The organism is Streptomyces sp. NPDC090045, assembly GCF_044747975.1.
GTDB lineage: Bacteria > Actinomycetota > Actinomycetes > Streptomycetales > Streptomycetaceae > Streptomyces.
The window spans coordinates 56,406-75,212 of record NZ_JBIVFA010000003.1; the positions used below are offsets into that span (position 1 = coordinate 56,406).

The 18,807-nt window shown below is 70.9% G+C and carries 19 protein-coding genes and 3 pseudogenes; 9 read left to right on the forward strand and 13 right to left on the reverse strand.

Features of this window, described 5'->3' with window-relative positions; all coding sequences use genetic code 11:
• The first annotated feature begins 81 nt into the window (after positions 1-81).
• The gene (locus tag ACIPYQ_RS09245) at positions 82-318 is read left to right on the forward strand and encodes a hypothetical protein (RefSeq protein WP_401247895.1); all 237 of its coding nucleotides are present in this window, start codon (positions 82-84) and stop codon (positions 316-318) included.
• 471 nt (positions 319-789) lie between these two features.
• On the opposite strand, the gene ACIPYQ_RS09250 is transcribed toward ACIPYQ_RS09245, so the two are convergent.
• A complete protein-coding gene (locus tag ACIPYQ_RS09250; RefSeq protein WP_361763557.1) occupies positions 790-1,362 on the reverse strand; it encodes a TetR/AcrR family transcriptional regulator in 573 nt (190 codons plus the stop codon).
• A 100-nt stretch (positions 1,363-1,462) separates the two neighbouring features.
• Here ACIPYQ_RS09250 and ACIPYQ_RS09255 point away from each other — a divergent pair, with 100 nt between their 5' ends.
• From ACIPYQ_RS09255 to ACIPYQ_RS09265, 3 genes and pseudogenes are all read left to right on the forward strand, one after another.
• A complete protein-coding gene (locus ACIPYQ_RS09255; protein ID WP_361763554.1) occupies positions 1,463-1,750 on the forward strand; it encodes an antibiotic biosynthesis monooxygenase in 288 nt (95 codons plus the stop codon).
• Between the two features lie 314 nt (positions 1,751-2,064).
• Positions 2,065-2,517 (forward strand): transposase, encoded by a 453-nt coding sequence (locus ACIPYQ_RS09260; RefSeq protein WP_401247898.1) that lies wholly within the window; start codon positions 2,065-2,067, stop codon positions 2,515-2,517.
• Positions 2,516-2,614, forward strand: a pseudogene (locus ACIPYQ_RS09265) (IS5/IS1182 family transposase); the annotation flags it as partial. The gene ACIPYQ_RS09260 and the pseudogene ACIPYQ_RS09265, both read left to right, overlap by 2 nt.
• Positions 2,615-2,629: 15 nt before the next feature.
• Here the strand turns inward: ACIPYQ_RS09265 and ACIPYQ_RS09270 are convergent.
• Complete coding sequence (locus ACIPYQ_RS09270; RefSeq protein ID WP_401247901.1) at positions 2,630-4,384, reverse strand: immunity 49 family protein; 1,755 nt, start codon at positions 4,382-4,384, stop codon at positions 2,630-2,632.
• 205 nt (positions 4,385-4,589) lie between these two features.
• Here ACIPYQ_RS09270 and ACIPYQ_RS09275 point away from each other — a divergent pair, with 205 nt between their 5' ends.
• Positions 4,590-5,003, forward strand: a complete 414-nt coding sequence (locus tag ACIPYQ_RS09275) for a protein NO VEIN domain-containing protein (protein ID WP_401247904.1) — start codon at positions 4,590-4,592, stop codon at positions 5,001-5,003.
• A 51-nt stretch (positions 5,004-5,054) separates the two neighbouring features.
• Here ACIPYQ_RS09275 and ACIPYQ_RS09280 read toward each other — a convergent pair whose 3' ends face one another.
• A complete protein-coding gene (locus tag ACIPYQ_RS09280) occupies positions 5,055-5,768 on the reverse strand; it encodes an alpha/beta fold hydrolase (RefSeq protein WP_401247907.1) in 714 nt (237 codons plus the stop codon).
• Between the two features lie 102 nt (positions 5,769-5,870).
• Between ACIPYQ_RS09280 and ACIPYQ_RS09285 the strand changes: the two are divergent.
• Positions 5,871-6,507 (forward strand): annotated as a pseudogene (locus tag ACIPYQ_RS09285) (transposase family protein); the annotation flags it as partial.
• A gap of 35 nt (positions 6,508-6,542) precedes the next feature.
• Here ACIPYQ_RS09285 and ACIPYQ_RS09290 read toward each other — a convergent pair.
• Positions 6,543-6,917 carry a VOC family protein gene (locus ACIPYQ_RS09290; RefSeq protein WP_401249308.1) on the reverse strand — a complete coding sequence of 125 codons (375 nt, stop codon included), beginning with the start codon at positions 6,915-6,917 and terminating at the stop codon, positions 6,543-6,545.
• A 65-nt stretch (positions 6,918-6,982) separates the two neighbouring features.
• Between ACIPYQ_RS09290 and ACIPYQ_RS09295 the strand changes: the two genes are divergently transcribed.
• Entirely contained in the window at positions 6,983-7,933 is a 951-nt protein-coding gene (locus ACIPYQ_RS09295; RefSeq protein ID WP_401247910.1) for a helix-turn-helix transcriptional regulator, read from the forward strand.
• 160 nt (positions 7,934-8,093) lie between these two features.
• Here the strand turns inward: ACIPYQ_RS09295 and ACIPYQ_RS09300 are convergent, their stop codons facing one another.
• Entirely contained in the window at positions 8,094-8,609 is a 516-nt protein-coding gene (locus ACIPYQ_RS09300) for an SRPBCC family protein (RefSeq protein ID WP_401247912.1), read from the reverse strand.
• 140 nt (positions 8,610-8,749) lie between these two features.
• On the opposite strand from ACIPYQ_RS09300, the gene ACIPYQ_RS09305 reads away from it, so the two are divergent.
• Positions 8,750-9,796: a helix-turn-helix domain-containing protein gene (locus tag ACIPYQ_RS09305; RefSeq protein WP_401247915.1), complete on the forward strand. Its 1,047-nt coding sequence runs from the start codon at positions 8,750-8,752 to the stop codon at positions 9,794-9,796.
• On the opposite strand, the gene ACIPYQ_RS09310 is transcribed toward ACIPYQ_RS09305, so the two are convergent.
• The 7 genes and pseudogenes from ACIPYQ_RS09310 to ACIPYQ_RS09340 form a co-directional block, all read right to left on the reverse strand.
• Entirely contained in the window at positions 9,759-10,631 is an 873-nt protein-coding gene (locus ACIPYQ_RS09310) for an alpha/beta hydrolase (protein WP_401247918.1), read from the reverse strand. The genes ACIPYQ_RS09305 and ACIPYQ_RS09310 overlap by 38 nt on opposite strands.
• 26 nt (positions 10,632-10,657) lie before the next feature.
• Positions 10,658-11,539, reverse strand: a complete 882-nt coding sequence (locus ACIPYQ_RS09315) for an alpha/beta fold hydrolase (protein ID WP_401247920.1) — start codon at positions 11,537-11,539, stop codon at positions 10,658-10,660.
• A 58-nt stretch (positions 11,540-11,597) separates the two neighbouring features.
• The gene (locus ACIPYQ_RS09320) at positions 11,598-12,122 is read right to left on the reverse strand and encodes a DoxX family protein (protein WP_401247923.1); all 525 of its coding nucleotides are present in this window, start codon (positions 12,120-12,122) and stop codon (positions 11,598-11,600) included.
• A 15-nt stretch (positions 12,123-12,137) separates the two neighbouring features.
• Positions 12,138-12,811 (reverse strand): annotated as a pseudogene (locus ACIPYQ_RS09325) (hydrolase).
• 68 nt (positions 12,812-12,879) lie between these two features.
• Positions 12,880-14,778 carry an amidohydrolase gene (locus tag ACIPYQ_RS09330; RefSeq protein ID WP_401249311.1) on the reverse strand — a complete coding sequence of 633 codons (1,899 nt, stop codon included), beginning with the start codon at positions 14,776-14,778 and terminating at the stop codon, positions 12,880-12,882.
• A 60-nt stretch (positions 14,779-14,838) separates the two neighbouring features.
• A complete protein-coding gene (locus ACIPYQ_RS09335) occupies positions 14,839-15,567 on the reverse strand; it encodes a GPR1/FUN34/YaaH family transporter (RefSeq protein ID WP_361763503.1) in 729 nt (242 codons plus the stop codon).
• Positions 15,560-16,528 (reverse strand): alpha/beta hydrolase, encoded by a 969-nt coding sequence (locus tag ACIPYQ_RS09340; protein WP_401247926.1) that lies wholly within the window; start codon positions 16,526-16,528, stop codon positions 15,560-15,562. Before ACIPYQ_RS09340 ends, ACIPYQ_RS09335 begins: the two co-directional genes overlap by 8 nt.
• 298 nt (positions 16,529-16,826) lie before the next feature.
• On the opposite strand from ACIPYQ_RS09340, the gene ACIPYQ_RS09345 reads away from it, so the two are divergent.
• On the forward strand, positions 16,827-17,753 hold the full coding sequence (locus ACIPYQ_RS09345) for a helix-turn-helix domain-containing protein (RefSeq protein ID WP_401247929.1): 927 nt from the start codon (positions 16,827-16,829) through the stop codon (positions 17,751-17,753).
• A gap of 15 nt (positions 17,754-17,768) precedes the next feature.
• Here ACIPYQ_RS09345 and ACIPYQ_RS09350 read toward each other — a convergent pair whose 3' ends face one another.
• Entirely contained in the window at positions 17,769-18,734 is a 966-nt protein-coding gene (locus ACIPYQ_RS09350; RefSeq protein WP_401247931.1) for a helix-turn-helix domain-containing protein, read from the reverse strand.
• Positions 18,735-18,807 lie beyond the last annotated feature (73 nt).

Consider the following 18,807-nt stretch of genomic DNA (forward strand, 5'->3'; position numbering starts at 1 on the left):
CCGGAGGGCTACCGACGTGTCATTGAGGTGCACCCTGGGGCCGCACCGCCGCGACATGCGGGCTTCCGTATCACGGAGCCGGTGAAGCGGCAGTCTGCCGTGATGCGGGAGCTCAGCCGGTGGGCATTCCCCGACCCGGAGGAGCCCGTCGACGAGCAGCCGGCGCCGATCTCCCCCGTCGTCCTGCAGCGTTGCCTCGAATTCGCCGCCACCGAGACTGCTGCCCTGCACCAGGCACGAGCCGAACGCGCCCTACGGTCCGGGTCCGGGGGAGCGGTCCTGCTCCCGCAGTCCGCTCCGCTGCGGTACTCGGCGTGACCGAATCGGACAAGGCCGGGAGGAAGGGAAAGCGCGGCGCTGCCTCTGAACTGCTCCGGGCACATGAGGTGCTCTCCGTGCGAGCGGAGGTGCTCCGTTCCGCCTTCCCGGTACGGTGGCGGCCTGCGCGAATGTGTTCAAGCGGCTCCAGGATTACGGCGTCGCGGACATGGTGCGGCAGGAGACCGGCTCGGGCCTGCACGCGAAGTCGGGTGCGCCTGGTGCCTGTGGCCAGGGCTCACGGCGTGGCCGTGCGGGAGGCCCGCCGGGGCGCGAACCTCGTGTTATCAGACCTCGCCGGTACTGCATTCGGGGATCTTGAGTCAGTCGAGACGGACGGAACCCTTGTGACGCCTGGGGCGGAGGGTGCCGAGCAGGGCGATATGGCCGAGTTGGCAGACCGCGCCGCAACTGCACAGCCCTCGACCGGGCCGAACGGTGAGGATCAGCAGCGCACTTCCTGGGAGGCGGTCATCCGCCGGGGTTGCCATGCCGGAGGTCGAGGATGATGTCGGCAGCGCGGGCGATGACCGGGGCGCGGGTGGTGCCGGGGTGGTCGGCAGCGAGGAAGTGGCTACCGATGGCCATGCAGAAGGCGAGCAGAGCGCGGGCCTCGACCTCGTCAGGGTCGTCGCAGAAAGTGCCGATTGCGTCGCGTGCCAACTGAATGCGCTTGTTGTCCACGCGACGCAGGCGCTCCGCGACGGTGTGGTCGCGGCGGGCCCAGTCGCGGATGGCCAGATCGATGGGCAGCAGGCGGTCGCTGGAGAAGGTGAGCCGCCCTGCCAGGCGGACCTTGTCCCGCGCGTCGCCGCCCTCCCGCTCGACCTGGTCGATCACATCGTCCACGCTCTCGCGCTCCCAGGTGTCCAGCATCTCGGCCAGAAGTGCGTCGCGGTCGGCGAAGTACCCGTAGAAGCCGCCCTTGGTCACCCCCAACGCCTTGGCGAGCGCCTCGACCCGCACGGCCTCCACACCGCCCGCGGCCAGCGCCCGCAGTCCCTCCTCGACCCACTTCTCGCGCGGTGTGCGCAGTGCGCCCATCTGTGGCCCACCTCACCCTGTCCGACCTGTTGTACGAAGCCGTACAACAGGTCTAGCCTCGCGTTGTACGGCATCGTATAACACGAGAGAGGACACCGTCATGTCATTCGGTTTCGTTGCCTACCACTACCCGGCCCCCGAGCACGTCGATGAGTTCGTCGCCGAGTGCCACCGGGTCGCCGAGGCGCTGCGGCAACAGCCGGGCTTCCTGTCCGTCGGGGTCTGGGTCACCCCGGACGGCGCCGCCGTCGTCACCACCGGCGCGTTCGAGTCCGAGGATGCCTTCCGGGCGACGGCCGACCTTGCCCGCGAGATGGGTGCGACGCCCGACGGCCTGAGTGACCTGGAGGTCAGGCCCCGCGAGGTTCACTTCCTTGAGTCGCGGTAGGAACGCCGCGAAGGATCAGTACTCGACTTCGCCGCATCCGTTCAGCCGTGGCATCGCTGCCCAGTGGCCCCGATGTCGCGGTCGCATGGAATAGCGACAGGTCCACCGCGCTGTGGGATCTGACGGCCCGCCGGTTCATCCGCGCGGTGCCCGCAACGACCTCGACGGTGGTCGCCGCGACGTCCGCCGTGCTGCCGGACGGCCGGCCCGTCACGTTGACGGATCCCGGGTGCGGATCATCACGGGCCACGGCGTTCCCGTCCACGCCGTGGCCGCGACCATGTACGGCGACGGTCGGACCGGGGTAATCGTGGGTGGCGCTGGCCACCGGTCGGCTACCTGGGACGCCGGGACCGGCAGGCCGCTCCACCAGCCGTTCCACCAGCCGTTCCACCTCCCGGATCGAGCCGTTGCTGCCGGATCGGGCGCCCATACGGGGTGGGCGGTGGCGGGATCACCGGCAGGTGATCGACGCGATCGCTTTCAAGTACCGGACCGGGACGCCGTGGATGGATCTGCCCGAGCACTTCGGTTCGTGGAAGGGCGCCCACAACCGGCTGCGGAAGTGGGCCGCCGACGGGACCTGGGAGAGGGTGTTCACCGCGCTGCTTGCCCAGGCCGACGTCGAAGGCGACCTCGACTGGGTCGTCGCGGTCGGCTCCGCCATCGTCCGTGCCCAGCGCCGCCGGGGCCCGCCCAAAGGGGGCCCCGCCCGGCGAGTCCAACGACCACGCCCTCGGACGGTCCCGCGGTGGACTGACCACTAAGCAGTGGCGCGGCCTGGCCACTCGATACGACAAGACCGCCACCACCTACCTCGCCGGACTCCACCTCGCCGCCATCTTCATTTGGTCAGCGAGGTGATCCAAGGCAAACGGCCTAGAAGGGTTCGGCGGTTCGCAGGAGTTCCTGCGGGAGGTAGGGGGATTCGACGCGGATGTCCCAGCCGCGACGGCGGGCGTGGCAGGCCAGCGCGAGGACGTCGAGGTTGACGGAGACCTCCGGGTAGTCGGAGCGGTCGCCGACCTCGTAGTACGCGCGGTGGGCTTCCAGCGCGTCGGCCAGAGCGAGGTTGAAGCTCTCCTCGTCGCCCTCCACCAGCTGAGAGAGCAGCACGGCCGGCGGCATCGCGAAGCCCCAGTCCTTGGCCTTCTCGGCCTCGTGAAGTGCCCGCTGCGCGGCCGCTTCGGGCTCGGCGCCCTTCAGATAGGCGTGGAGGGCCTCGCGGTACGCGGTGAAGGCGGAGCCGTCCGGGCGGGCGAAGGTGGGGCCGGTGAGGACCAGCGGGGCGAGGTCCTCGCGTGCGCCGGTGATCAGGGCGAAGGTGGTGGCCGCCTGCCAGTACCCGGCACCGGCTTCCCTGCCCCGCTTGGCGGGGTAGCGCAGGGTGCGCCCGCCGATGGACACCTCAACCTCGGTGTCCGGCTCCGCGAGTGCGATGCGGAACAGGGCCGCCCCTATCTGAGAGGCCAGGCGAAGAGTGGCGAGCTGGGCGTCCGCAACGTTGCCGGGATTTCCCGCCCGCCACTGGAACAGGCGCTGCTGGTCCTCCAGCACGCTGCCCAGATGCCAGACAGCAAGGGGCTTGCCGTCGACGGGAGCGAACGCTTCGTGGAGGTGTTCCTCGTACATGGCCTCGATCCGCGCGATCCCCTCGCGCTCACAGGCGGGCCGCTCCACCACCAGCGGGCCCGCGGCGAGCGCGGCGACCGCGTCCGGACGCCGGTTCCGGCCGAGCCCTCCGACCCGCGGCCCCCGGCTCTCGAAGCCGGTGACCAGCGCGTGCGGGAGGTAGTCGGTGCGAACAGCCGGCGCCCAGCCCAGAGTCCGGTACGCGATCGCGGCCAGGGCGATGGGCACGAGCGGGAGCAGGCTGCTCGGGGAGTCCGCCGGACCGTGCAGAGCGCTGTGCCTGACCAGGAGTTCGGCCAGTGCGGCGTCGAAGCCCGGGCGGTCCTCGGCGGCCAGCGCCCGCAGCGTCCGCAGTGCCAGGCCGTTCGGCTGGTCCAGGAGGGGCTCGCCCGTCTCCGCCGCACGGGTACGGATCCGGTCCAGGGCCGCGTCGACGGCGGCCAGCTTGGCCTGCGTGCTCGGCGGGTACTCGCCGTCGCCGGCGTCGTCCAGGGCCACGGCCGTCAATCCCGTGGCGAGCTCGCCGGCGGGCGTTCCCTTCGCCTGCTCGGCGAACTTCTGCCGAGCGAAGGTGAATTCCTCGCCGTGCCACTTGGCCTTGTCCCTGAGGACCGACAGGCAGAGCGCGTCGATCCACTCCCCGGGCGTGACGCTCTCCTCGGGTGCGTCATCACCCGGGTCGTAGCTCATGCCGAAGTTCACGTACTCCAGGAAGACGTTGAAGCTGCAGTGCGGGTGGTACGCCGCGTACGCGACGGCGCCGGCGGCGGCCTCGGAGGCGTCCTTGAGGGCGGTCTTGGCCTCCGCGGTGTCGAGACCGGGCGTCTCGACGGACAGGGCGCCCAAGTAGTCGAGGAACTCGTCGGCGATCGACTGCCACTCGTAGGTGGCCATCCGGCCGCCCTTCGACATGGACCGCACCTGACCCCCGATGCGGTTCGTGAAGTCTTCGAGTGCCGCGGACACGACGGCCCCGCCCACCTGGTGACGCTCTATTCGCACTGCCCTGCTCCTTGATGGAATCTCTGCGACCAGCCTAGTACTGCAACGACGAGAAGAAGCCCGCGTACGACACCGCGCAGCCCCGCTTCGCGATCCTCGCCACCGGAGCCTCCCCCCGCGTGCAGCTGCCCGACTGGCTGCGGGGCACCGCCACCCTCTGCCTCTTCCAGGTCTGCGGCGGCTTCTACGAGGGCCAGGCCCGGCATTGGCCCGACGAGGAAGCGGACGCCGCCTGAAGTACCCCCAGCGCCTCCTGGAACTTGTCGGCATCCCCTTCGACCCCGACGAACAGGGCGGCTGGACCGTCGAGAAGTTCGGCAGGCCCTACGACCTGCGCCGCACCCGAGGCGCGGAGGAACGCCACGTCGAGGTCAAGGGCACCACGGGCGCCGCGACGAGCGTAGAGCTGACCATCAACGAAGTCCTTCACGTGCGGGACAAGGACAACACCGTCGACCTCTACGTCGTGAGCGACATCAGGGTGGACACCCACACGGATCCCTACACAGCCAGCGGAGGAACGCACTTCAGGTACCGCGTCGTCGCCACGCGATACGACAAGCTAGCGGTCCGCTATGAGGCGACCGTCCTCATAGCGGCCATCGGCGAATGGCTGTGACCAGCACACATCAAGCGCGTCCAAAACCAGCCCGCAGGCATGGATGTGCTCTCACTCCACGGCAGCATTGAGGAGAATCCGCGCCAGCTCGCGCGGCTGGGAGAACATCGGCCAATGGCCAGTGTCCATCTTGACCAGCCGCCAGCGCTTGCTGTTCAGCAGCTCAGCCACATCATCGTCGGGCTCGGCGTCATCGGGCTCGGCCCCCGGCATTACGCACAGGATGTATGTCGCCGGAAGTTCACCGAGCGGCCCCGCCAGCACAGCGGGCTCGGTCAGCGTGGCGCCTGGGTGAGGCGTCGAGCCACGCACGAGGCGTGCGATCTGCTCATCGGTGAGACCTTCGCCGTCGTAGTGAGCAGCTGGCGCGAGCGGCCAAAACCCCCCGTTCTCGGCGATCGATGCCTCTACTGCCGCCCCACCGTCCGGCCAGGCGGAGACAAACGACTCGCCGTCAGTTGGAACACTTGAGTCGACGAATACCACGCGGGCCAGTCGGTCACCGATCCGCTCCGCGGCCTGACCGACCGGGATGCCCGAGTAGCTGTGACCCACGAGGACTACGTCACGCAGACCCTGACGTTCTACCTCGGCAACGATGTCCTGGACGTGAGTCGCTTGCCCCGCCGGTACACCCTGCTTGTCAGCAAGACCGGACAGCGTCAACGGATAGACGCCGTGGCCAGCCGCACGCAGATACGGCACCACCTCGCCCCACGCCCACGCCCCGAGCCGTGCACCTGCAACCAGCACGAAATTCACCATGCCCGCACCGTAGCCGGGCAGCCTGACAACCTCCCAGGAAATACGATCGATGCGCGCCCTAAAGGGTGTTGCAGAAGGTTCGGTTCTGGGCATTTTGCCTGTATGGGTGGGGTGTTGCGGGTTGGGTTGGTGTGGGTGGAGGCGTTCACGGGCTTGCGGATGGACCGGTTCGTGAAGCTGGTGAAGGTGGTGCGGGAGCGGGGCGGGAACGGGCCCGGTGGTGGGCGTCCGTGGTGCCTGCCGCTGGCGGACCGGGTGCTGCTGGTGGCCGTGTACTACCGCACCAACCTCACGATGCGGCAGCTCGCGCCGCTGTTCGGGATCTCCCCGGCGACGGTCTGCCGGGTCATCCAGCGCCTGCGTCCGCTGCTGGCGCTGGAGCCGGCCCCGCGGCCGGTCGCCGATGTGGACCGGTTGTGGATCGTGGACGGCACCCTCATCCCCGTCCGTGACCGCACCGTCGGTGCCTCGTCGAGGAACTACCGGTTCTCGGCAAACGTGCAGGTCATCATCGACGCCGACAGCCGCCTGGTCATCGCGAGCGCCCGCCCCGCGCCGGGCAACAAGGCCGACGCCCACGTCTGGCGCGAGTCCGACCTGCCGGCCGCGGCGGTCGGCACGACCGTCATCGCGGACGGCGCCTACCTGGGCACCGGACTGATCGTCCCGCACCGCAGAAGGGTCGGACGCCCCCTCCTCCGCGGCCAGGAGGAGGACAACGCCGAACACCGCAGGGTCCCGAAAGCCCAGCCGAAGGCGGTGGGCGGGATGGGCTCAGATTCCGTGCGTCGACAGGCAGAAGGGATGCCCCGCCGGGTCCAGGAGCACCCGCCACGCATCGGGCCGCGGCTGGAAGGAAGGGAGGACGGCACCCAGGGCGAGCATCCGCTCCTGCGCGGCGTCGAGGTCGTCGACGCCCAGTTCGAGGTGGGCCTGCTTACTGTGGGAAGGGTCGGGCCAGGCCGGAGGCTGGAAGCCGGCCTGGCGGACGAAGCCGAGCCCGGGGGCTCCCTCCCGCCCCAGCAGGACAAAGTCGTCACTGCGGTACAGCACGGGCAGGTCCAGGGCATCGCCGTAGAAGCGGGCCAGCTCAGCCGGGTCAGGACAGTCGAAGTCGAAGGAAAGCAGACGGATCTCGGGCTTGTTCATGGGACCGGACCGTAGGCGATGACCCTGACAGGAGCTGTCCTGGTCATACGGAACACTGGAGGATTGTGATCAGGACCTCCTCCCGTCTGCTGCGCTTGGTGTCACTGCTGTCCGCGCGCCCCGAATGGACCTGCCGTGAACTGGCCGAGCGCATGGCGGTCACCGACCGCACAGTCCGCCGGGACATCGCCCGGCTGCGGGACCTGGGCTACGGTGTCGAATCCTCGCCCGGCCCCTGGGGCGGCTACCGGCTCGGCCCCGGCGCCCGGATGCCGCCGCTGGTGCTCGACGACGAGGAGGCCCTGGCCGTCGCTGTCGCCCTGCGCGAAGCCGCCCTCAGCGGAGTCCTCGGCACCGGGCAAGCCGCCCTCTCCGCGCTGCTCAAGCTCCGCCAGAGCCTGCCCACACACCTGGCGGACCAGCTGAGCACACTGGACGGGACGCTCGAACACACTCCCCGCTCCGGCGAGCCGCAGATCGACACACTTCTGCTGCTGGAACTGGCGCGAGCCTGCCACAGCTCACTCCGCATCACCCTCTCCTACCGGAACCACGCAGGCCAGGCCTCCGTGCGAGCCGTAGACCCATACCGCCTGGTCCACACCGGCCTGCGCTGGTACCTGGTCGCCCGGGACGTCACCAAACAGGAATGGCGCACATTCCGCGCCGACCGGGTCGTGAACCTGCGCCCCACCAACGAATCAGCAGACCTGGCCGATCCGCCCGATGCCGCAGCACTGGTCTCCTGGGGGATCGCGAGCGTCGTCTACCCCGTATACACGACGATCCGCCTCCCGATCCCCCTGGACCGCGCCCTGCAAAAAGTCCCACCCACCATCGGCACACACAGCCCTGACGGCCCCGAAGCCACCGTGGTCCAGATCGGCGGCAACAGCACCGACCATCTCGCCACCTACCTCCTCAGCCTGGCCACACCGCTCACCGTGCTGGCCCCAGACGAGGTACGCCAGGCACTCATCCGCCACGCCCACGCTCTCCTGACAGCCAACCGCTGACAGCGACGAACATCAAGGCGAAGAAACGCGGCGGCGGAGCAGCACGGTGTGCGGCATGTCGTCGGTGATCGCCGGTGGCCGGCCGCCGTGATTGCCCTTGCGGGCCGCGGAGTTCCTGCGGGTCGTGAGGCGATCCGGGCGTACCGGCCCGCTGGGTCGTTCACCCGGTCGGTGCTTCGGCGATCCACTGGGCAAGGGAGAGCAGGGTGGTTTCGACGCTGTTCGTCATGTAGTCGCGCAGGGCGTCGAGGTCGCCGCGGGTGGTGCCGAGAACAGGGTCGAGGCGCAGGAGTTGCCAGGACTGCTCGACTACGGTTCCTCGTCCCCGGGGGTGGCAGGTCCAGCTCCATTGCACGATGCCGTCCTCGGCGCCGCCGACCACGAAGGCGAAGGCGGTGCCGGGGTCGGCTCGTACGACCTGGGAGCGGGTGGTCCACTGCCTGCCGTCCTTGTGGTTGCGGCCGCTGAACCAGGCCCCGACGCGGGGCCCGGCGTCCTGGTCGAAGGCGACGTCGCTCGCGTTGGGGCTCCAGCGCCCGATGGCGGACACGTCACTGACCAGGTCGTAGACCCGGGCGGGCGCGGCAGCGACCCAGGCGCGCCGGGTGAAGGTGAAATCCGATGCGTCCAGGACCTCGAAGAGGTCGTGCTCGCTGGTGGTGGCGCTGGCGCTCAAGGTGTCCTCCTGGACGGGTCGGGTGGTGCCATGTCGGCGACGCCCAGGTCATCACCGGTCCCGCCGGGGAGCCAGACCCGCCGGTGCCTAACAACGCCAGGGTCAGGCTGTGCGGTCGGGCCCGGCCCATACTCGGATCCATGAACGGAAAAGCGCGGCTGGGAGAGTTCCTGCAGACGCGGCGCTCCCAGCTGCAACCGGAGGATCTTGGGATACCCGGCTACGGGGAGCGGCGCCGTGTGCCGGGTCTACGGCGAGAGGAGCTGGCGTCGCTGGCGGGTGTCAGCGTCTCCTACTACACCCGGCTGGAACAGGGACAGTCCCTGAACGCCTCACCACAGGTGCTGGACGCGATCGCCCGGGCCCTGCGGCTGGAGGAGGCCGAGCGCCTGCACCTGCACAACCTGGCCCGGTCGTCGGCCACGGGCCCTGGCCGAGGCCGGCGGCCCGCCCCGGAGCGGGTGACGGAGGCGACCGGCCAGCTGCTGGAGGCACTGGTCCACGTCCCGGCGATCGTGACCGGCCGCCGCAGCGACGTCCTGGCATGGAACCGGCTGGGCCACGCGCTGTTCGCCGGACACCTGGACCCGGACGCCCCGGACCGGTCGGCGGATCGGCCCAACATGGCCCGGCTGGTGTTCCTCGACGTGCACACCCGTGACCTGTACGCCGACTGGCCGGCCAAGGCCAGGGCCGTGGTGGGGAATCTGCGCCTGGTGGCGGGCCGGCACCCGGACGACACCGCGCTCCACTCGCTGGTGGGCGAACTGAGCGCGAAGAGCTCCGACTTCGCCTCGATGTGGGACGACCACCGCGTCACGGCGTGCGCCGTCGCGACCTACGAGATGCGGCACCCGCTGGTCGGCCCGCTGACCGTCACCCAGCAGACCCTGAGCCAGGGCCAGGACCAGGGGCAGAACATCGTGGTCGCCACCACCGAGGCCGACTCGCCCGCGCGAACCACGCTGGCCCTGCTCGCCCAGGTCACCCCGCAGCACGACCCGGCCCAACCTCCTCCTGGCCCACCTCAGCGGTTAGGCCGTGAGGGCCTGTCAGGATTCATGACACTCCACTCCCCACCCGCCGTCGCGGCCGGCGACGGCGGGCGGGTGTCCGGGCCGGAGTCGGTCGGGCCTGGGCCGTGCCGAGCTATGCGGCCGGGTCGGCGAAGCGGCGGACGAAGGTGAGAGCGGTGTCGGCGACCTCGCGCCAGCCGTGGTCGATGGTCAGGGAGTGGCCGCGGTCGGAAAGCTCGGTGATTTCCGTGACCGCGTGCGCGTTGTAGGCCTGCTTCTTGTAGGAGGCGTTGGCGATGGCCCAGGGGACGGTGTGGTCCTTCTCCCCGGAGACGATCAGCAGCGGTCCGCGGTTGATGGAGGTGGTGTCGACTTTGGCCTCGGTCCATGGGTTGAAGTTCGCAGCGGCCGCCTGGAAGAGGGGTTCTCCCGGGGCGGGGACGGCGAAGGTGGCGTACAGCTCGCGGGCTTCCTCCTCGCCGACCGCGTTGGCGAAGGAGTAGCGGAACTGCTCGTACGTCAGGGGGACGGCCCGGTGGTAGTTGGCCGGGTTGCCGAGGACCGCGCTCGCCGCCCGCAGCGAGGACAGGGGCAGCGGCAGCACGCCGCGGAAGGGCGCCGGATCGATGGCGACGGACGCTCGGGAGAGGCCTCGCCCGGCGGTGATCTGCGTGATCAGGCCTCCGAAGGAGTGGCCGATGACCACGGGCTTGCGGTCGAGTTTGCCGATGAGGCCGCAGAAGTGGTCGGCGACCTGGCCGACGCTCTTGCCGGCGAATACCTCGGGGTGGGCGTTGGCCTCCTCGACGGTCTCCGGGTCGTCGGGCCAGCCGGGGGTGACGGGCGCGAAGCCGGCCTCTTCGAAGACGGCGGCCCAGCGGTCCCAGCTGGTGGGCAGCAGCCACAGGCCGTGGATGAAGACGACGGGGATGCGGCCGGTGGCGTTGGCCGCCTCGACCCGGGCGAGGTCACGGGCGTAGGACGGAGTGGTTCCGGGGGATGACACGGTGGCTCCTCAAAAGTGGCGGGGCATCAGGCGGTGACGGCGCGGGCTGCCGACCGGATCAGCGCGACCACGGCATCGGGCCTGCTGTACATCGGCAGGTGGGAGGACGGCACCTTGACCGTCCGGGACCGGGCCCGGGAGGCCTGGAATCGCTGGAGTTCGGGGACGATGCCCCGGTCCAGGGTGGAGACCAGGGTCCACGACGGCAGGGAGTGCCACGCCGCGCTGCTCACGCGGTCGGTGAATGCCGACCCGCTGAGCGGGCGTTGGCCCGCGGCCAGCACCCGAGTGGTGGGACGCGGAACGTCCTGGGCGAAGACCTCGTGGTAGCGGTCGGGCCGGATGTAGAGGTCGACGCCGGTGGTGCCGTCGGGTCCGGGTACGGGGACGGGGGCGAGGGAGGCTTCGAGCTGGGAGCCGGGGAACCGTGCGGCGAGCTCGCCGAGTACCTCTCCGGCGTCGGGGATGAACGCGGAGACGTAGACCAGGGCCTTGACGTTGGGTGCGGTGGCGGCGGCCTGGGTGATGACTGCGCCGCCGTAGGAGTGGCCGACCAGGACGACGGGTCCGGGGACGGCCGCGAGCCGGGCGGCCACTTGGGCGGCGTCGTGGGTGAGGCCGCGCAGCGGATTGGCCACGGCCGCCACCCGGTGGCCGTACTGCTGGAGCCGTTCGGTGACGGGGTTCCAGCTGGAGGCGTCGGCGAAAGCGCCGTGGACCAGGACCACGGTGGCTTTCCCGGCCTTTCCCGGCTCGGCGCCGGGTTCGGCGCCGGGTTCGGCGCCGGGTTCGGCGCCGGGTTCGGCGGCGGACGCTGCGGCCGGCGGTGCCGCGGCGACGGTCAGTGCCGCTGCGGCGCCGACGGCGGTCTTCAGGGTGTGGCGTCGGCTCGGTGAACGGCCGGTCATCGTCGGGGTCCTTCCGGGTACGGGGGAGGCGGGGGCGAGATGGGTCGCGCTGATGCGGTCAGGGGAGCCTCGGCGGCGCCGGGGACGCGGGCGCGGCCGGGTCGTGCAGCAGGGCGCGTACGGCAAGGCCGGCCGCCGCTCCGATCGCCAGCGCGGCCGCGGCCGACCAGCCGGGCCAGTGGGGCAGGCCGAGTGCGTGGTCGACGGAGAAGCGGCCGGGACCGGTGAGGGCGAGCGTGGCGGCGATGCCGATGAGGACGAGGGGGTACTCGTAGCCGTCGTGCTGCACCCACAGGCCATGGGACCACTTGACGGTGAGCGCGACGGTCATCACGCCGATGGCCCCGGCGGCGCCGAGCGGGGTGAGGGCTCCGGCGGCCAGCAGCAGGCCGGAGCCGATCTGGCCGGCCCCCGCGGCGAGGGCGGTGAGCTCCCCGCCGCGGAAGCCGTCGCGCCGGAACTCCTCGGTCCCGCCCGCCAGCCCGCTGCCGCCGAGCCGGAAGCTGACCTTCTGCACTCCGTGCGCGGCGATCAGCAGGCCCGCAAGGAGGCGGAGGAGGAGCAGTCCGGTATCGGTGTCCATGGTCGAGAGGTCCGGTCAGCCGGCCGCGTGCGGGTCGATCATGGAGTGGGCGTAGACGACGCCCAGGCCGTACGCACCTCCGTGTTCCTTCACCACGTCGGTGGTGGCGACGTACGTCTCCGTGCGTGCCCAGTCGCGCTGGAGCTCCAGGAGCACCTGCAGCCAGGTGACGGGCACGGCGCCGGCGGCGGTCATCCGCTGCAGGGCGTGCTCGTGGGCGGCCGGGGTGACGCCGGCGGAGGCGTCGGCGACGACGTAGACCTCGTACCCCTGGTTGAGGGCGGAGAGGGCGGGCAGGACGAGGCAGACCTCGGTCCACAGGCCGCAGAGCACTATCTTGTGGCGGCCGGTGGCCTTGACCGCCTCGACCAGGGCCTCGTCTTCCCAGGCGTTCATGGAGGTCCGGTCGATGACCTCGTGCTTGGGGAACACCTCGCGCAGCTGCGGCAGGATCGGTCCGGAGAACGACTCGGCGGCCACGGTGGACAGCACCACGGGGACGTCGAAGACACGGGCGGCCTTCGCAGGCCCACGGTGGCGTTGATGACGGCGACGCGGTCCGTACTGGCGGCGCCGAAGAACATCTGCGGCTGGTGGTCGACGAACAGCATCATCGCGTTGTCGGGGGTGAGCAGATCACGGCTGGGTGCGGCGGAGACGGCATCGAGGTCGAAGTTGAAATCGGACATGAGGAGTTCCTCTCGAAGGTGGACGGTGCGGGATGTGGAACGGAAAGGGGATCGGGTGTGCGGCCGGGTCAGAGGACGAAGCACGGATCGAAGACGGCGGGCGGCTCCTCGGGGGCGAAGCCGCGCGCGGCTCTCCACCGGCGGTGCTGCTCGGAGGAGGCGACCGCTTCCGCCAGCAGATCGGCCTGGCGGGCGCCGGCCGCCGAGGGCGGGGGCGTGGCCCGGTAGCCGCCGAAGTGCGCGACCGGGCTCCATCCGGGGCTGACCGGCGGGAGGGCCTCGTCCAGGCCCTCGTACTCACCGGCGGCGTACACGATCCGGCCGCCGGCCACGGTCAGCAGCGACTCGATGTGCGGGATGTCATCGGCTGCCACGGCGAAGTAGTCGTGGGAGAGGACGGCGAAATCCGCGAACCGGTCTTCGCCGAGGACGCCCTTGTGCTCCTCCTCGCCGGTGAGCCGCGCCCCGCCGAGGGTGTACAGCTCCAGGGCCTGCTCGCGGGACACCAGTTGCCCGGCCGGACGCAGGGCCGCGCCGCCGACGGTCCGGCCGGTGACCAGCCAGTGCAGGGCCACCCACGGGTTGTAGGAGGAGACGCGCGTGGCGTCGGTGCCCGCTGCGACGGGCAGACCGTGGCGCAGCATGTCGGCGACGGGCGGAGCGAGTGCAGCGGCCTCGGCCCCGTAGCGCTGGGCGAAGGCCGTGCCCTGGAACGACATCCGGTTCTGGACGCTGATCCCGCCGCCCAGCGCCGCGATCCGCTCCAGGTTCCGGGCGGAGACGGTCTCGGCGTGGTCGAACAGCCAGCTGTTTCCCGCCGGGAACAGCCCGTCCGCGGCCAGCTTCTCGAAGACGGCGAGGTTGCGGCCGATCGTCTCGTCGTATGTCGCGTGCAGCCGGAAGCCCCAGCCGTTCTCCATCAGCAGCCGGACCGCCTTCTCGAACTCGGCTTCGTAGGAGCCCAGTTCCGGCCGGGGTTCGGAGAAGTTCTCGAAGTCGGCGGCGGCCCAGGTCAGGTTCTCCCCGGCCCCGTTCAGCCGCAGCCATGCGTCGCCGTCCCCCGGCCGGACCGTCTCGGTCCAGCGTGCGAGGTCCGCCAGTTCCTGGCCGGCGGTCTGCGGGAACAGGTGGTACCCGATGCGTACGCTGAGCTCGCCCGCGCGGGCCAGCTCGGTGACGGTGGCGTAGTTCTCGGGGAAGCTCTGGAACCCGCCGGCCGCGTCCACGGCCGAGGTGAGGCCGAACCGGTTCAGCTCGCGCAGGAAGTGCCGGGTGGAGACCATCCTGTCGGCCTCGTCCAGCGCCGGTGCCTTCGCGAGGGTGGAGTAGAGGATCAGCGCGCTGGGGGCGGCCAGCAGGAGGCCGCCCGGCTCACCGTTGCGGTCCCGGACGATCTGCCCGCCCCGGGGGTCGGGCGTGTCCCGGGTGAATCCCGCCGCGCGCACGGCCTCCCGGTTGAGGACGGCCGACTGGTAGAGGTGCAGGACGAACACCGGGGTGTCGGGCGCGGCCGCGGTGAGTTCGGCCGCGGTGGGCATCCGACGTTCGGCGAACTGCTCGGCGGTCCAGCCGCCCACGACCCGGATCCACTGGCCCCGGGGAGTGCGTCCGGCCTGCTCGCGCAGCATGGACAGGGCTTGTCGCAGGCTGCGTACGCCGTCCCAGCGCAGCTCCAGTACGTAGTTGAGGCCGCCCCGGATGACGTGCAGATGGGAGTCGTTGAGCCCCGGCACCACCCGCCGGCCGAGGGCGTCCACCACCCGGGTGGCCGGTCCCACCAGGCGGGCGACGTCACCGTCGTCACCCAGGGCCGCGATCCGGCCACCACGCACGGCGATCGCCGTCGCGGCGGGCCGGGAGGGGTCCTGCGTGTGGATGCGTGCGTTGCGCAGGACGAGTTCGGCGGCCTTGCCGTCCCGGGGACGACCGGACGGCCCGGGCGCGGCGGTGATGCCGCCGACGGGCATGCTGCTGCTCACGGTGCTCGCTTTCGAAGGGGGAGTGGCAGGAAGCCAGGGGGCCGGGGGTCAGAGGGTGCGGCGTACGCCGGCCTGCCGTTCGAGGTTGTGCAACTGGAAGGCCAGATCGCCCTCGACGGCGTGATGCGCGGGGCCGCTGCGGCCGATGGGGAGGACCGGCTCGCCGCGCATGTCCTCCAGCATCAGGGCGAAGGCCGTGTAGAGGGCGACGGCCGCCAGTACGAGCCCGAGGACCCCGGAGACGGTGCTCAGCCAGTCCGCGCCGGTGAGGTTGGCGAGTGCCGCCACGGCGAAGCGGGGGACGGCCGTGCACAGCACCAGCCACAAGGCCCGTTTGGGGGTCGCGACGGATGCCATCAGTACGGCGAAGAGGGCGAAGACGGCGTTGAGGACGCCCAGCACCCGGTTTCCACCCGGCGCGTCCACGAACAGGGTCAGAGAACTCACCAGCCACAGGCCCGAGAAGCAGGCCATGAGCGTCGCCGCCAGCACATCGCGCGCGCCGAACGCCAAGCAACTCACCAGCAGCTGGAGCACGAAGGCCGGCAGGATGGCCAGGCCGACGGCGCGGTGCGCGCCCTCCTCGAAGAGCCCGATCTGGAAGCAGCCGACGATCACCGAGGCGATGGCCACGGAGTAGAAGCCCAGCGGCATGGGCGAGGCGATGGGCCGCAGGTTGATGCGCGTCATCCGGCGCAGGTCGGGCTCCCGGAACCTTCCCCCGTCGGCCGGGCCGGTCGCCGGCACGGCGCCGGTCGCCGGTTCCGGCTCAGTCATCGGCCAGTGCCCGCTCCAGGACCCGGACGGCGAGCTCGATCGCGGACGCTGCCGCCTGCGTTCCGCGCAGTGCGTCGAGCATGACGAAGTCGTGGATGATGCCCTGATAGCGCACTGCCGTGACGGGCACGCCCGCGGCACGCAGCTTGTTCGCGTACGCCTCACCCTCGTCCCGGAGGACGTCCGCCTCTGCGGTGATCACCAGCGCCGGCGGCAGACCGGTCAGCTGCTCTGCGGTGGCGCGCAGCGGGGAGGCGGTGATCTCCGCCCGCTGCGCCTCGTCAGCCGTGTACTGGTCCCAGAACCACTGCATCCCGTCGCGGCGCAGGAAGTACCCCTCCGCGAACTGGTCGTAGGAGCCGGTGTCGAAGGCGGCGTCGGTGACGGGGTAGAAGAGGACCTGCTGGAGCAGTGCGAGTCCGCCGCGTTCCTTGGCCGTCAGGGTCAGTGCCGCGGCCATGTTGCCGCCGACCGAGTCGCCGGCCACGGCGATGCGGGTGCCGTCCAGACCGTGGCCGGCGCCGTCGGTGACGACCCAGCGGGCCACTGTCCAGTTCTGCTCGACGGCGACGGGGTAGCGGTGTTCGGGCGACAGCCCGTACTCGGGGAAGACCACGGCGGCCCGGGCGCCGACGGCCAGTTCCCGCACCAGGCGGTCGTGGGTGTGCGCGTTGCCGAACACCCATCCCGCTCCGTGGATGTAGAGGACGACGGGCAGGGCGCCGCTCACCCCGGCCGGCCGGACGATCCGGGCTCTGACCTCGCCGGTGGGTCCGCCCGGAACGGTCACCCACTCCTCGTCCACATCGGGCTTGGCGATGCCGCCCGACTGCACCTCGTCGACGGCTTTGCGGCCCTCGGCCGGCGGGATCTGGAACAGGAACGGCGGTGTCCCGGTCGCTTCCGCGAAGTCGGCGGCGGCCGGCTCGAGTACGGGCCTGACGGGCGTGTGATCGGTCATGGACGGGACCTCTCGTCGGATCGAAGGGCGTATGCCCACGCCGTACCGGGCAGCGGCGCAGTCCGAAGCTAGACGGGTGGGAAGGCGGGCGGTCGCCTGTCCACGCAGGGGAGTTGCCCCTCGGTGCAGGGCTCCGGAGAACAGGGATGTGCACTCGTGGACAAGTGGGCGGGGACGGCTCCCCGGAGGATGAACAGCATCGGATTCCAACAACATTTGACGGAGGGGTAGTTCGTGCTGCTGCTGGACCTGGAGGGACTTCGCACCGCGTGACCGGGTGGACGCGTTCCACCACGCGATGACGGACACCTCCGTGCCGAACGACATCGTTCACGAAGAGCCCGAGTCGGGGATGCGAGCCCGGATCGAAGGATGGCGGGTCGGCGGGCTGGACCTCTTCGACGTGCGGTGCTCGGGCTTCGAGGTCCGGCGGACGGCCAGGCACGTGCGCGGGCACCGGGACCGTCCGGTGGTCTCGGTCTCACTCCAGACCAGGGGCGTGCACCGCGCCGAGCAGGCGGGCGGGCGATTCGCCCTGGGACCGGAGGACATCTGTGTCTTCCACGAGCTCGCGCCGCGGACATACGGCTGGTCCGGACACGGGGCCTCGCAGGCCATCACCATGGACATGGAATACCTCGGGGTACCGGTCGACACAGTGCTGCGGGCCTCCGTACGGCTGCGGGCCAGTCCCTTGCACGACCTCCTCCTGGGTCACCTGCGGGCGCTCTGGCAGGATCCGGGCCGCCTGGAGGCGGACCCCGGAGCCGCCGCCCTCGCGAACGCCACCACCGAGCTCGTGCGAGCCCTCCTGACGTCGGCTGCGCACGACGAGCGGGACCGCCAGGTCAGAGCGGCCATGGACAGTTCCCTGGTGGCCCGGATCATGGCCTACGCGCGCCGCCACCTCACCGATCCCGACCTCGGCCCGGACCGCATCGCCGTAGAACACGCCATATCCAAGCGGCAGCTGTACGTGGTGCTCGGTCGTGCGGGCATTCGTCTGGAACAGTGGCTCATCGGCGAGCGACTGGAGGCGGCGTGCCGCCTGCTGGCGTCGCCCCGTCGTGCCGAACTGCCCGTATCCGCCGTGGCGGCCCGTTGCGGCTTCACCAGCCCCAGTCATTTCACCCGGCGCTTCCGTGAGGCCTACGGAGTCACCCCGAGCGAGTGGCGGCGCCACCGGCTCCGCCCCACCGTCCCGATCGCCCGCGAGGACACCTGAGAGCAAAGGGCCGGCTCACCGTGCCGCGGCGTGCAGGGCCCGCCACTCGCTCGGAGTGAGGCCGTAGGCATGTTTGAAGGTACGGCTGAAGTGGGCGGCGTTCGGGAAGCCCCAGCGCCAGGCGATGGCGGAGATCGGTCGGTGGCGTGCGGCAGGTGCCGCAAGTTCGTCACGACAGCGTTCCAAGCGCTGTGTCCGGATCCAGTCGCCCAGGCAGATGCCCTTGCGCGACAGCGTGTTGTACAGGCAGCGACGCGAGATGTGGTGATGAGCCGCGATGCGTTCCGGGGTCAGGTCGTGGTCGCCCAAGTGCGTGCGGGCGTAGTCCAGAACGCGCAGGTGCAGGGTGTCGTGCAGGGGTTCGGCGGCGCTGCGCCGGTCGCCGAGCCGGGACGTGACGAGGGCACGGAGCAGCTCGATGCCCGGCCGGCCTGCCGCGTCCATGCTGGGCACGGAGGAGGGGGCCGGGCGGGCCTGGTGACGGGCGATGCGCCGCAGGCAGGTGGCGGTGAGGTCGGCCAGCGGGTCCCGACGGCTGAGACGGACTGCTGTGACACGGTTCAACGTGGCGGCGGGAAGGGCGAGTTCAGCCCGCGGGATGCGGAAGAAGTGCTGGTGGATGCCGTCCCTGTTGAGCAGCGTATAGGGGCGGGTGGTGTCGTAGAGCGCCAGATCGCCGGGCTCCAGGACGGCCTCCCGGCCGTCCTGGACGACCATGCTGCTACCAGTGACCTGCAGCCCGACGAACACACTCGGTTCCAGGTCATCGCGGGCGAGCGAGCGGGTGCGACGGATGGTGGTGGCGTTGGCACGCACCGAGCAGACCTTCAACGGACCGACAGCGCTGATCGCACCCACCGTGCGGATCAGGCGGGGGTCCGGCTGATGAGTGATCTCCACCCGCACCACGCTGTCCCAGATGGCCTCGCGGATCGCCTCGGCCCGCTCGGCGGGGGCCATGGCCGCACTGTCGATCAACATCTGTAGGTTCCCCTCCAACCTGGGCGCCGCTCAACGGACCGACCCGTAGGCGAAGTCAAACGGGTGACGGCAC